8 protein-coding genes are annotated in these 14,158 nt (G+C 36.9%); 5 read left to right on the plus strand and 3 right to left on the minus strand.

What is annotated here, in order from left to right; translation table 11 throughout:
* Nucleotides 1–73: 73 nt before the first annotated feature.
* The 3 genes from AC0L6O_RS20265 to AC0L6O_RS20275 all read right to left on the minus strand — a co-directional run bounded on the left by AC0L6O_RS20265 (nucleotide 74) and on the right by AC0L6O_RS20275 (nucleotide 8,577).
* Nucleotides 74–3,280, minus strand: coding sequence for a SusC/RagA family TonB-linked outer membrane protein (locus AC0L6O_RS20265; protein ID WP_473304976.1), 3,207 nt, complete (start codon nucleotides 3,278–3,280; stop codon nucleotides 74–76).
* Between the two features lie 562 nt (nucleotides 3,281–3,842).
* Complete coding sequence (locus AC0L6O_RS20270; RefSeq protein ID WP_473304977.1) at nucleotides 3,843–5,462, minus strand: RagB/SusD family nutrient uptake outer membrane protein; 1,620 nt, start codon at nucleotides 5,460–5,462, stop codon at nucleotides 3,843–3,845.
* A 13-nt stretch (nucleotides 5,463–5,475) separates the two neighbouring features.
* Complete coding sequence (locus AC0L6O_RS20275) at nucleotides 5,476–8,577, minus strand: SusC/RagA family TonB-linked outer membrane protein (RefSeq protein ID WP_473304978.1); 3,102 nt, start codon at nucleotides 8,575–8,577, stop codon at nucleotides 5,476–5,478.
* Between the two features lie 292 nt (nucleotides 8,578–8,869).
* Here AC0L6O_RS20275 and pelA point away from each other — a divergent pair, with 292 nt between their 5' ends.
* Genes pelA through AC0L6O_RS20300 form a run of 5 tightly spaced genes read left to right on the plus strand, consistent with a single transcriptional unit; the run spans nucleotide 8,870 to nucleotide 14,143 of the window.
* A complete protein-coding gene (gene pelA, locus AC0L6O_RS20280) occupies nucleotides 8,870–9,898 on the plus strand; it encodes a pectate lyase (protein ID WP_473304979.1) in 1,029 nt (342 codons plus the stop codon).
* Complete coding sequence (locus AC0L6O_RS20285; protein ID WP_473304981.1) at nucleotides 9,895–10,872, plus strand: alpha/beta hydrolase fold domain-containing protein; 978 nt, start codon at nucleotides 9,895–9,897, stop codon at nucleotides 10,870–10,872. The genes pelA and AC0L6O_RS20285 overlap by 4 nt, the downstream gene beginning before the upstream one ends.
* On the plus strand, nucleotides 10,872–11,210 hold the full coding sequence (locus tag AC0L6O_RS20290; protein ID WP_473304983.1) for a cupin domain-containing protein: 339 nt from the start codon (nucleotides 10,872–10,874) through the stop codon (nucleotides 11,208–11,210). The genes AC0L6O_RS20285 and AC0L6O_RS20290 overlap by 1 nt, the downstream gene beginning before the upstream one ends.
* Nucleotides 11,211–11,216: 6 nt before the next feature.
* Entirely contained in the window at nucleotides 11,217–13,118 is a 1,902-nt protein-coding gene (locus AC0L6O_RS20295; protein ID WP_473304985.1) for a glycoside hydrolase family 88/105 protein, read from the plus strand.
* The gene (locus tag AC0L6O_RS20300) at nucleotides 13,103–14,143 is read left to right on the plus strand and encodes a pectinesterase family protein (RefSeq protein ID WP_473304986.1); all 1,041 of its coding nucleotides are present in this window, start codon (nucleotides 13,103–13,105) and stop codon (nucleotides 14,141–14,143) included. The genes AC0L6O_RS20295 and AC0L6O_RS20300 overlap by 16 nt, the downstream gene beginning before the upstream one ends.
* The last annotated feature ends 15 nt before the right edge of the window (nucleotides 14,144–14,158 follow it).

Consider the following 14,158-nt stretch of genomic DNA (forward strand, 5'->3'; position numbering starts at 1 on the left):
TATATTATTCAGAATTAGAAAGTTATGTTCACACCAAAAGTATAAGAACGGCTTCTTGGGAAAGAAGAGTAATCTACACCAGGTGTAAGCCCTGAATAAGAGCTTCCCCTCTGCTAGTACTCACCTCTGGGTCATAGCCACTATACTTTGTCCACAGTTTAAGGTTATTACCTGTGGCATAAATTCTAACTTGGTTCATTTTGACTTTAGAAATAAGACTTCGCGGAAGCGAGTATCCTATGTTCAAATTATTAAGTCTTAAAAAAGAACCATCTTCTACTGCCCAAGAGTGAATTACTGCCTGAGCCACTCCATAGCTACCATGAGACCAAATCTCTTTATCAGCATTTAACTGAGCTAATTGGTCTAAATCTGTAACTAAATCACCGGCAACACCTGTAATGCTACCATCCACATCTAAATAGCTAAATCTATTATCAATGCTCATGGTATTTAAAAGGTTACCATAAGTCACACGTCTAAATTGATTGTATTGAATTTTACCGGTATTGTATATATCGTTACCAAAAGACCAGTTAAAGAAAACGGAGGCGTCAAAACCTTTGAAGCTACTGCTTAAACCAAAACCACCCTGAGCAGCTGGCAAAGCATTTCCTATTACCTGACGGTCTTCACTGTTAATTATACCATCGCCGTTTAGGTCTTTTAATTTCAAAAACCCGGGTCTTAAATTCGTATTGCCTACCGTTCCTGATGAATTAGGAACACCCTCTTTAAGAGCATAAGAGCCTGAGACAGCATCATAAGATGCAAAATCAGAGGTAGCATAGAATCCGTCAGTCACATAACCGTAAATGTCACCTAGGCGGCCACCTACTTCTATGTAATAGTCGTCTCTATCTTTTAAGTCTGTACTCGCCCAGTTTGATTGGAAAAATCTAGAATCCGTACCATCTAGTTTTTCAATTTTGGCGTTATTTCTACCAATATTAAAACTAGCACTTAAGGTAAAATCATCATTATCAATCAAGAAGGCATTAACTCCAAGTTCAATTCCTTGATTAGACGTACTACCTATATTATTCCACTGCGTAGTAAAACCAGTGTTAGAAGGAATGGCAGAACGTAGTAATAAATCTCTTGTGGTGTTTTTATAAATATCTAAACTACCTGTGATACGAGATTTATACAAAGTAAAATCAAGTCCTAAGTTTCTATTAACTGTGGTTTCCCAAATAATATCAGGATTATACAGTGTAGAACCTGTAGGCGTATAATAGGCATTGTCAAAATTCCCAAAACCAGGACCACGATTAGTAGACCCTTCAAATAAGAACTGGGTAGCAGTTGGGTCAATTCTATCATTACCCGTCTCACCGTAACTAGCTCTTAGTTTTAATTCATCCAGCCAGTTCACATCTGCTAAAAAAGCTTCTTCAGATAGTTTCCAACCCAAAGCTATAGCAGGGAAAATACCTACTCTATTGTTTTTTGCAAACTTGCTAGATGCATCTCCACGAACAGTTAATGTAGCCAGATATTTATTATTCAACTGATAATCTGCTCTTGCAAAAACTGAAACTCTATTTGCCTTAGTAAAAACAGAAGTTTCAAGTCTATCTGTTCTACCAAAAGTCATGTTGGCAAAAAGCTCTTCTGGCGTGATAGAAGCTCTAAAATCTTCTGAACGAATAAATGCTGAATTTCCGCCAGTAGTATAAATTTCATGACCAACTAAAAAGTCCAACTTCTGATTTGACAAATTAGCTACCTTATAGTTTAAGGTATTTAACCAGCGTAGTGATGTTCTTTCATAGTTTGTTTTCTCTCCTAGAGGAAGGCTACCTCCATTATTAAACGACTCCCCAGTTAGTGGACCGTAATATCTAAGATTGTTTTCAAACTGCCTAGAGGTAGTAAAAGTAGTTTTAGCCGTTAAGTTATCTAACACATTATAGGTCAAAGAACCATTCAGGATATAATCATTGGTAGTTCGTTCACGCCAATCTTGCTTTGTCAGTTCTAAAGGACTTACCAGACTTTTTATGAATGAGTTAAAATCATCATTAGGGTCAATAGTGTTTACATCAATATCTAATTCGTCTGCAATACCATTTACTGGTCTTGTTTGAACAGCGTCTTTAATGCTTAACTGTGCCCTTCCAGAAGTACCAGCACCATCCACAACAGTATTGGTTAAACGAGCACTTGCATTAAAGGTTAACTTCTTAGATATAGTTTGGTCTAATTTGAAATTGATAACATTTCTTTTAAAACCATTATTTACCAAAAGACCAGCGTCATTATTGTGCGTCAAGCTTAAGCTTAACTTGGTCATTTCTGTTCCTCCAGACAAACTAACATTATGATATTGCGAAGGTCTTGGAGCACCAAAAAGAATATCTTGCCAGTCGCTAGGAGCCTTTTGTTTGTAAAGTTCTAAATCATCATAAACGCCATAAAAACGTTCAAAATTTCTAACAGCCGCATCAGAGTTTAGCTTTGCAAACTCATAATTGGCCAGTACGAACTCATAAGGGTCAAGCACTTCATACTTTCTATCTTTGGGCATCTGCTTTAATTGATAAAAAGCGTTATAAGAAACTTTCGCTTTACCTGCTTTAGCCTTTTTGGTAGTAATTACTACTACACCATTAGAAGCTTGTGCACCATAAATAGCTGTAGCAGCAGCATCTTTCAAAACATTGATGCTTTCAATATCTGTAGGCGGCACGTCTCTAATACTACTTACAATAAAACCATCCACCACAAAAAGCGGCGAATTATCTTGTGTAATAGAACCTCCACCTCGTATTCTAATGACCACTTCGGCATCCGGAGAACCATCTGTAGTTAATACATTAACACCTGGAAGCCTACCTGTAATAGCTTGGGCGGCACTTGTCAAAGGTATTTTTGAGAGTTCTCTTCCTGAAATAGAAGCTACAGAACCCGTCATGTCAGTTTTCTTTACAGTTCCATAACCATAATCTACCACCACCACTTCGTTCAAGACGTTTGCGTCGTCTTTCATCTCTACATTTATAATAGACTGCCCGTCAATGGAAATTTCTTGTTTTTCCATACCAATAAAAGTGAAAACCAATGTTCCTTTTGGAGAAGCACTTAGCTTATAGTTTCCATCTACATCAGAAGACACACCAGTGGTAGTTCCTAATACCACAACAGAAACTCCGGGAAGAGCTTCGCCGTCGGAACTAGTCACTTTCCCGCTTACTTGATTTTGAGCATATCCCGTAGTAAAAATGACCATAAGGCCAATAATACCGAGTAGCTTTAATTGTAGTTTTTTAATCATATTTTTTCATGTTTAGGAATAGTTTGAAATAGGGAGTGGTGGCAGAATGCCACAATGTAATTTTTGTAAGAAGGTTTATAGTTAAAGTATTTTCGTTTGCAAGTTTAACGTCGCTTTAGTACTTAACTAATAAAATACTGGATTTTATTTACGCAATCGTTGTCGGGAACGTTCCCATAAGTTTCATCCAAATTCAAATCTTTACTAAAACAGCCTAAAGCACCTTTATAAGGCATTACCATACAGCTGAATCCTTTGCATAAATCTAAAGTAAGTACGATGTATTTATTTGAAAACAGCTTAAGAAAGGAGTAAACTTAAGCACACCAAAACCTGCATTTTATAGCAAGACCTTTAAACACCCAAAGACAAATGAATGTCTCAAAAAGAAGATATTTTACTAAAGCATATGGCTACTTGCTTTCTATAAAAAATGCTTAAGAGTAAAAATGTATTTACCCGCAAGGAAGAATGAGTACTTACACAAGCGATAAACAAAAAAAGGTACAGTCAATGACCATACCTTTTAAAAATTCAACCTATTATTCAATTATACTTAATTCTATTCGTATGCGGGGTTTTGTTGGAAACTCCTATTTTGATTCAAATCAATAGCTGATTGTGGAATCGGTCTAAGGATTTTTAATTCACCATTTGCTCCAGCAAAATCACTTTCTGAAACAAGTCTGTGATGAGCAGATGCTCGCTCTACTAACTTACCTGTTCTTTTAAGGTCAAACCATCTGTGGTACTCTCCTAAAAGCTCACGACCTCTTTCATCTAATATGTAATCAATATCAAACTCTCCAGATGTGGCTTCGCTAACTCCAGCACGGTTTCTTACTACATTTAATCTTGCTAACCCAGTAGCTGCGTCACCACTTTTGAGATAAGCTTCTGCTGCTAATAAATAAGTATCGCCCAATCTTGCTAATACAATATCACGTGTACTTGAGCTTCCACCAAAAGAAGCTTTTGGGTCATCAAATTTCTTAAGAGGAATAGTCTCATAATCAAGACTCACCGTTTGAGAGCTATAAGTACCATAAGGGTGATATGTAGCATTTGGGTACTTTGTTACAAAAGCAACCGAATCTTCTGCCGTAATCCAAGCTGGGGCATAATAATGAAATACGCCTAAACCACTTTTATCATCTACATCAAATTCGTCAAAATAACGATTATAAACAGTCACCATAAACGAAGCATCCCAACGAGCATCATCCTCTGTAAAAAGTCCCAAAGCAAAATCTGTAGGACATAAATTATACGAACGCTGTGGTGCATCTCCAGCCACTTCCGAACCTCCTAAATATGGCCCAAAATAACGAGCTTGGCTATTACCTAACTTCAGTGGGTCAGCACTAATTGACCCCGCAGAATACTGCACAGAAAAGATAGTTTCAGCGTTACCATCATTCTCTGGTCTCCATAATTCACTGTAAGGAATATCTAAACCTTGGCCACCTATGGCTTGGTCTAACATTGCGGCTGCAGTATTAAAATCAGAAGAAGAGCCAAAGTCTTCATAACCTCTGGTTAAATATACTTTACCCAATAAATGCTGAACTGCCCTCTTATTCACACGTCCATTAAAAGTACCACTGCTTACTAAGTTTAAGGCTTCTTCTAAATCACTAATAATAAAAGTATAAACCTCTTCAGCACTATTTCTGTCAAACTCTAAAACTGGCTCATTGATGTAATCTTTTACAAGTGCTACTCCACCATATGTTTGTACTAAGTTAAAATAGGCAAGAGCTCTTAAAAACTTCACCTCACCTACCGAAGTAGATATTGACCCAGATTGCTCTGTAATATCTGAATAGTATATTGCTTGGTTTGCAAGTTGAATAGCTCTATAACAAGTATTATAAAGTTGATCAACTCCAGAAGAAGAAGGATTAAGATCACGATACTGACTTAAACCTACAGGTTCTTGAGAACGACCTTCTGCATACAAGTCTGTTCCTGCGGCAAATAACCATGGGTCTCCGCCGTAGATTTCTCTTAATTGAGAATAATTAGCATTTAATAATGACTCAAAACCTGCACTAGTAATATAATAGCTCTCTGCCGTTACGTTTGACTTATTCTCCTCGGTCAAGAAATCCTCACATGACGTAAGAGAAAAACAGGCCAATGACAATACAAATATTTTACTTATATAATTTAATTTCATTTTTCCAGAAAGATTAAAATTTAACATTAAGACCTAATTGATAAGTCACTGAACTCACACGACCTACAGCAAACTTGGCTCCCGCCCATTCTGGGTCATATCCATCATACTCTGAGAAAACAAAAGGGTTAAGTACATTTCCGTAAATTCTTACAGACTTAATCCCAAGTCTATTCGACACAGACTCTTGTAATTTATAACCAAGTGTGATATTCTTCACTTTCATAAAAGAAGCGTCTCTATAATATCCAACCTTGCTATTTCTCCAGAAAGTACCCTGATTTCTAGCCTGAGGATACTCGTTAGAAAATTGAGCTGGCACGCCTGCCCCATTTTCAGGAACATACCATCCTATATCTAATTTCTGACGTCCTCTATCTCTAGTATCAGTGAAATTTGCATGGAAAGGACTTGTTAAAAAGACTCCCTGGCTTCCTATTATTGAAAAAGAGAAATCAAGGTTACCATATCTTAAAGTAGAAAAAACACTTCCCGTAAACTTAGGGTCTGATGAACCAAGAATAATTCGGTCTTCATTTGGTGTAATTTTACCGTCGTTATTTTGGTCAACTACTTTAGCTTGACCTTCTAACTGATTATAAGATGCAGCTTCTTCTCTTTCATTTGCCTGCCAAATACCGTCAAACTCATAGTTATAGCTTGAGTTTATAGACTCTCCTATAAACCATCCATTACCTACATCATCCACTTGGTCTTGACCGTAGATTGAAACAATCTGGTTCTTGTTCTTTGTAAACGTAAAGCTCGTTTGCCAAGACAATTTGTTCTTCTGAATGTTACGCGTAGTTAAACCAAACTCCACTCCTTTATTACTTACAGAACCTATATTAGAACTAATAGAGGCAAATCCAGACTCTTTAGGGAGATCTTGCTCAAGAAGTAAATCATCAGAAAGTCTATCATATACATCGATGGTACCGGAAATACGGTCATTAAATAAACCAAAGTCAAGACCAAAGTTACTCTCTCTAGTTTTTTCCCAGCCTAAAGCATTATTAGCTAATGAGCCAGCTCTCCAACCATTGGCCGTAGTGCCTAAGAAATCGTAATAAGTCTGAATATCTAAAATGTTGGTAGTAGAATATGGGTCAATAATATTATTACCCGTAAAACCATAACTAGCACGTAACTTCAAGTAAGAAATAGCTGCTATATCTTTTATAAAACTTTCTTCAGAAAGATTCCAAGCAAGAGCTGCTGATGGGAAACTATCCCAACGATTCTCTTTAGATAATAGCGAAGAACCATCCCATCTGTTAGATATTGTTAGCAAATATTTACCCTTATAAGAGTAATTTAAACGACCAGCAAAAGAAGCTAACGTTTGCTTTCTAAAGTATGAGTCTATATTATAAGTTGACTGGTCACCTGAACCTAGATTATAAAAATCTGTATCAAATGGCAAATACCTCGCAGCCAAAGAAGAACCCTCTGTTTGTGATGTATAAAGACTTTGAAGACCTAAGAAACTAAATCTATGGTCTGCTTTTACCGTTTTCTCAATATTGAATTGGTTATCCCAAGTATAGGTCAAGTTTTGAAAATTCTCCATTTCCGCAGATGGCAAATTCTTATTCCCTACACCCGTATTCGTAAGAGCTCCCCAAGACTTACCTCTTCTTCTATTTCTAATACTAGGAGAAAAGGTAGTTTTGAAAGACAACCAATCTAGAGGTTTGTACTGTAAAAAAACATTACCAAGTCCTGTAAAGCTTCTGGCAATATCAGACGAATTTGCAATCTCCAGCAAAGGATTATAGGTACTCGTTTTGTTAACTAAATAGTTTCCATTTGCATCTTGTAATTTTCCAGGCTGAGGATAAAGCGTTACGCCATCTTCTCCATAAGGAGATAAGAAAGGATTCAATCTAAACGCCTCTTGCATAGCTACACCACTACCATATTGGTCTTCTTTAAAAGCAATGGTGGTGTTTAAACCATAAGAAATTTGGCTATTCAGCCTGTGATTAATACCTATTTTCATAGAATACTTATCTAAAGCCTCATTTTGAATATTTCCAGTTTCGTTTTGAACACCAAGACCTAAGTTATAACCTACTCCACCATCACCCCTGCCAGAGAAATTCAAGTAAGTATTTTGTTGGAAACCATCTTGAAGCACTAAATCATACCAATCATAAGTTTCGTTTGCATCTGCTCTCGCTTTTAATACTGAGTTTGCCGTTCCTACCACATTTTTAAAAAGAGCCTCAGGCGTTATAGCCATTGGGTCTTCTAAATTTGTAGTAGCTAAATAAGCAGATTGATGATACTCCCACCATTTTTCGCCACCCATCATTTGAGGTAGTCTCGCTACTTTCTTCACACCATAGTACGTGTCTAAAAAAACATTTAAGCCAGATTTAGCAGTAGCTCCATTTTTGGTAGAAACTAGCACTACACCATTAGAACCTCTAGAGCCATAAATAGCCGTAGAAGAAGCATCTTTAAGAATATCGATTCTCGCAATATCCTGTGGGTTTAAGAAATCAATGTTATCAATAGGTACTCCATCCACCACATAAAGCGGATTAGAATCGTCATTTAAAGAGTTATTACCTCTAATCGTAATATTGAAACCATCACCTATTCGTCCTGTAGAAGGAGATATTTGAACACCAGCTACATTACCTTGAACCGCTTCTAGAGCATTCGTAAAATTACGCTCTGTGATAGATTTACTACTAATGCTCCCTACAGAACCCGTTAAATCTGACTTTTTCATTTGAGCATAACCAATCACCACCACTTCTTGAAGTGATTTCTCGTCACTGCTTAGTCGTATATCAAACTGCGTCTTTTGACCTACGGTTATTTCTTGAGGTTCAAATCCAATATAGCTTAGTACCAAAATTGAATTAGGACCGGATACTTTCAAGCTGAATTTTCCATCTGAGTTAGTTACTGCACCGTTTGTAGTTCCTTTTTCAACTACGTTGACCCCCGGCAGGGTTAAATCTGTTTCACCTTCAAAGACTGTCCCACTTACGGCAACATTACTTTGAGCAAAACCCGCGACACCTAAAAGTGTAAAGAACAGCATGGCCGAAACGGCAAATACCTTCCTACACATCTTGTAAATTTTTGAGTTCATATTTTTCTTTAAAGTTTAGTTAGAGAATTTCAGAATAGTTTTTTGGTTTGATTATAATTTAGGTTTAGAACGATGCTACATTTTTTGTGATATAACGTCTTAGAGAAGTACAATTTTAAGACTTGAAATTGTACTTCTCCTACATTTATCAGGACTTTATTTACGCAATCGTTGTCGGGAACGATGCCATTAATTTATTCTTCACATCCCACCTTTATTTTCTAAATATTATATTCCTTTGAAGCATCAAGGGTCCTAAATATTTAGAGTCTTGATTCCTATTAAAATGATTATGCAGACTTCACAGGATTTAAACCTTAACTGGAAGCAGACTCTAGTCCTATTATTTTTACTGATAATAGGAGTTAAATCTTTGGCTATATCTCAAGTAAAAAATGACACGGCGGAAAAAATAGTACTATATCAAAGAGACAATGGTGGTTGGCCTCAACACAAAGGAGACCCAACAGATTACCAGAAGCCTTTAACAGAAGAATTCAAGGCTAAATTAATTGACGACAAATCAAAAAAAGACGCTACCATAGATGACAAGTCTACCACTTTTGAAACAGACTATTTATTACAACAGGCTGCCAAAACAAAAAATAAAGTATATCTAGAAGCGGCAGAAAAAGGTATGCAATACTTATTTGAGGCTCAAAACTCGACTGGTGGCTGGCCTCAGAAATATCCAGACACTTCTGGATATCATAAGCATATCACCTATAATGATCATGCTATGATTTCTGTGTTATGGATTATGAAAAGAATTTCGGATAATGAAGAGCCCTATACCTTGCTCAGTCAAAAAACAAAAGTCCAAGCCAAGGAAAGTTTAGCAAAAGGAATTGAATGTATTTTAAATACCCAATATCTTCAAAATGGTAAATTAACAGCTTGGTGTGCTCAGCATGATTCAGAAACTCTTTTACCGGCTTCTGCCAGAGCCTTTGAGCCTGCTTCATTAAGTGGCAATGAGTCTGTAGGTATTTTAAAATTCTTGATGGCTATTGAAAACCCAGACGAACGAATCCAAAATTCTATTAATGCTGGAATAGCTTGGTTTAAAAGTGTTGAAATAAAAGACAAGGCTGTAAGGTATTTTGAAGATGTTAATGCTCCAAAAGGCCGAGATGTTGAGGTTATTGATAAAACCGGAGCATCACTTTGGGCTCGCTTTTATGACCTAGATACCAATGAGCCCATATTTATGGGAAGAGACAAAGTAAGAAAAGTTAACTTGAGTGACATTGAGATTGAACGAAGAACAGGTTATGCCTATTTAGGTACTTGGCCTAAAAAAATCGTTTTAGAAAAATGAGAAAAACACTTAACATAATATTATTTTCAATAACCGTCCTAAGTTTAAAAGCTCAGGACTTGTCTGGTATTACTGCCAAGAAAGATACCTCTTTCACTAACCTCAGTGCCTTAAAAGCAGCTCAAAAAGATGGTTACGATGTCACTATAGCCAAATCTGAAAACTCTAATTTAGTGCTTAGTAAATTTGATAAAATTTACTGTCAAACAGATGATTATACACTGACTCTAGATGTTTTCAGCCCTAAAAAAAGAACCAAAACAAAATTACCAGCTATTATCTTCATTCACGGTGGAGGCTGGCGTACTGGTGATAAATCTCAGCATCACGAATTAGCTAAAGAACTAGCTTCAAAAGGCTATGTCGTATTTACACCTGCTTATAGGCTATCTACTTTCGCCCTATTTCCAGCAGCAGTTATAGATATCAAAACCTCCATAAAATGGGTAAAAGCAAATGCCAAACAATATGGAATAAATACCTCAAAAATAGCTTTAGGTGGTTATTCTGCAGGAGGTCAAATGGCAGCATTTATAGGCACAACCTCAGGTATAGCTAAATACGAAAATGGTGCATGTAAAATAGGCCAAGACACTAAAGTAAATGCAGTTATTGACGTAGACGGCATACTTGCTTACATACATCCTGAATCTGGAGAAGGTGACGATAGCAGGTCAAAATCAGCGGCTACATCTTACTTTGGCTACAGCAAAGAGCAAAACCCTGACTTATGGATTGAAGCAGGAGCTTTAAAGCATGTAAGTGAATTTTCACCCCCTATTCTATTCATTAACAGTGCTATTGAGAGAATGCACGCTGGAAGAGAAGACTACATAAAAGTACTTGATAAACACGGTATCTATTCTGAAATTCATACTTTCAATGCTCCACATGTATTCCCTATGATGGATAAATGGTTTAATGATACCGCAGGACTTATAGACACATTTTTAATAAAAATATTCAACCAATAATGACAGTACAAAGCAAAGCACTCGTAGAAGACCAAGACATACCTTGGGAAGACTTAGGAAAAGGCATCAAAAGAAAAATCATGGCCTATAATGATGGTTTGATGATACTAAAAGTTGGCTTCGAAAAAGGCGGCGTTGGCGACTTGCACCATCACCCACATACGCAGGCTAGTTACGTGAGCCGTGGTAAATTCGAGGTAAGCATAGCTGATGAAAAAAAAGTACTAAATGCTGGTGATGTCTTTTTTGTTAATCCTGACTTAGTACATGGTGTAGTATGCCTTGAAGAAGGAGAACTCGTTGACATTTTTAATCCAATACGTAAAGACTTTATTTGAAATAATATGAAACAAAAATTAATCTTACTACTAACCTTATGCGGAATTAATTTTGCCGCTCTTGCTCAAGAAAATTGGTCTGAAAGAATGGTACATTCTTTCATGAAAATTCATTCGGACTCTATAGCCGTAAAAGAAGGTAAACCAGCTAGATGGGATTATGAGCAAGGACTGATGCTAAAGGCTATTGAAAAAGTATGGCGACGTACTGCCGATCCGAAATATTTCAATTATATCCAAAACGATATTGACAGATACGTGGGCGAAGATGGTTCTATAAGAACATATCCTTTAAAAGATTATAACTTAGATAACATCGCTACAGGGAGAGCTTTAATGCTTCTTTATCAGCAATCATTGCCAAATAAAGAAAAATACAGAAAAGCTGCCGACCACCTTTGGGAGCAGTTAGAAGGTCAACCACGTACTGATGAAGGTGGCTACTGGCACAAAAAACGATATCCATATCAAATGTGGCTAGACGGTCTTTTTATGGCCGAACCATTTTCTGCCGAATACAGCAAAGTATTCAACCACCCAGAACACTTTGATGATATTGCCAAGCAATTTGCTCTTATTGAAGAACACGCGGTTGACCCAGTTACAGGTTTAATATACCATGGTTATGACCAACGTAGGGAGCAAACCTGGGCTGACAAAAAAACAGGACTTTCACCTCATTTTTGGGGAAGAGCCATTGGTTGGTATGCCATGGCATTAGTTGACGTTTTAGATTACTTCCCAGAAAATCATCCCGAAAGAATCACCCTAATAAATCACTTGAAAAGGTTAGCACCAGTTTTAACCAAATATCAAGATGAAAAAAGTGGTGTTTGGTATCAAATGACCGCTTTGGCAGGTAAAGAAGGGAATTATCTTGAATCTTCATCTTCTTGTATGTTTGCTTACACTTTACTAAAAGGGGCTAGAATGGGATACATTGACGATTCTTTTAAAAATGCAGGTGTAAAAGCTTTCAATGGCATTATCAAAGAATTTATTAGCAATAATCCTGATGGTACCATCAATGTAGAAAAAGCAGTGAGTGTAGGGGGACTAGGCGGAAACCCATACAGAGATGGTACCTACGAATACTATCTAAGCGAGCCAATAAGACAAAACGATTTGAAAGGAGTTGGTCCTTTTATTTTTGCTGCTATTGAAATGGAATTACTGAAAGAAGGTTCTATTGGAAAAGGTAAAAAAGTAGGTTTAGATTATCATTTCAATAAGGAGTTCAGAGAAGGTTATAATGGCGAACAAGAGCAGTTTCACTACATCTGGGAAGATAAACTTCACTCAGGTTTTAACTGGTTTGGCGAAGCCTTCACCAATATGGGTGCAGAAATCACTGCCGTAAAGTCGCAAGCGTCAAAGCAAGCTTTGAAAGGCTTAGACGTCTATATAATAGTAGACCCTGATGATAAAAAAGAAACCGACAGCCCGAATAACATAGCACCTTCAGATATTAAAAATATCAAAAAGTGGGTAAAAAAAGGTGGAACATTATTAATTATGACCAATGATGCAGAGCACTGTAATTTGGTTCAGGTTAATGATTTGACTAGTGCTTTTGGCATTTCATTTTCTGACAAAAACATTAATATGGTTAAAGGCCTACAGTTTGATATGGGCAGCGTAAATATTGCTCCAGGAAATGAGGTTTTCAAAAACTCTTCTGAAGTTTACATTAAAGAGCTAGTAACCCTAAACACAGATAGCAATGCCAAAACTATTCTTTCTAAAGGCAGTGATAAAATAATGGCGTCTACCACCTATAAAAAAGGACGTGTAATGGTGATAGGTGACCCATGGCTTTATAACGAATACGTAGACGGAAGAAAGCTGCCGGCAAAATATCAAAACTTTGAAGCCTCTAAAGATTTAGCAAAATGGCTTCTAAAATAACCTTAATCTGTTCATTACTCTTGACACTTTGCTTTCAGAGCTTCGCAAAGAAAATAATAGTATCTCAAGATGGAACTGGTGATTATGTCAGCATTCAAGAAGCTATTGACGCCACGGTGTCTTCTTCCAAAATGCAAACCATATTCATCAAAAATGGAACATATAAGGAGAAGGTATTAATTGATAGTACCAAGCATCATTTGAGGCTTTTAGGAGAAAGTACCAATGGTGTAATTATAACCTATAGTCAGTCCAGAGATTACTGGCGATGCGAAAACGATAATGATTTTGGAGCAGCCACCATCAATGTTTTAGGACATGACCTCATTTTTGAAAACCTCACCGTATTAAATACCTACGGTTTTGATGTAGACGGAACTGTAAGCATTGACTGTTTAAATGAGTCTGGAAAAGCAAACGGAGCTAAAAAGAACTATTTACCAAGAGAAAAAGGAGAGCCTATCGGTCAAAAGATAGTTAGAAAAGATGGGCATCAGTTTTCATTCAGGTCACTCAGTGGTGCTACTAGAATAAAGTTTCTTAGCTGTGTTTTTAGGTCTGGTGGTGGAGACACCGTAAGCCCTTGGGATGTAGGTGGTGGTATGTTTTATTTCAAAGACTGCATCATTGAAGGGCATGTAGATTTATACTGTCCAAGAGGAAATGCTTTGATAGAAAATTCCCTAATCATTTGTCATAACATGACAGCAGGTATTTGGCATGATGGCTCAGGAAATGAATCTGATAAATCTGTATTGATAAACTGCCGCTTTGAAGGAGACCCAGGATTCAAACTCGGAAGATATCACAAGGAGGCTCAAATGTATCTTATAAACTGCTCTTTCAGTGAAGAAATGGCTGATGCCGAAATATATCAAAGCACAAAAACTCAACTAAAATGGGGGCATAGAATTTACTACAAAAACTGTCATAAAGACGATGGAAATTACGCTTGGCATCAAGATAATACCGACTTGACAGAAAAAGACTTCAAATTCAAAAAGATATTTGGCAAAAAATGGTAATATGGTGATTGCTTA

The sequence above is a fragment of the Arcticibacterium sp. GJ41-1 genome (genome assembly GCF_055808875.1).

What these genes read in the sequence shown, in the direction of transcription:
- AC0L6O_RS20300 (WP_473304986.1), top strand. Translation starts at nt 13,103, where the DNA reads ATGGCTTCTAAAATAACCTTAATCTGTTCATTACTCTTGACACTTTGC.
- AC0L6O_RS20275 (WP_473304978.1), bottom strand. Translation starts at nt 8,577, where the DNA reads ATGAACTCAAAAATTTACAAGATGTGTAGGAAGGTATTTGCCGTTTCG.
- AC0L6O_RS20295 (WP_473304985.1), top strand. Translation starts at nt 11,217, where the DNA reads ATGAAACAAAAATTAATCTTACTACTAACCTTATGCGGAATTAATTTT.
- AC0L6O_RS20285 (WP_473304981.1), top strand. Translation starts at nt 9,895, where the DNA reads ATGAGAAAAACACTTAACATAATATTATTTTCAATAACCGTCCTAAGT.
- AC0L6O_RS20270 (WP_473304977.1), bottom strand. Translation starts at nt 5,462, where the DNA reads ATGAAATTAAATTATATAAGTAAAATATTTGTATTGTCATTGGCCTGT.
- pelA (WP_473304979.1), top strand. Translation starts at nt 8,870, where the DNA reads ATGCAGACTTCACAGGATTTAAACCTTAACTGGAAGCAGACTCTAGTC.
- AC0L6O_RS20290 (WP_473304983.1), top strand. Translation starts at nt 10,872, where the DNA reads ATGACAGTACAAAGCAAAGCACTCGTAGAAGACCAAGACATACCTTGG.
- AC0L6O_RS20265 (WP_473304976.1), bottom strand. Translation starts at nt 3,280, where the DNA reads ATGATTAAAAAACTACAATTAAAGCTACTCGGTATTATTGGCCTTATG.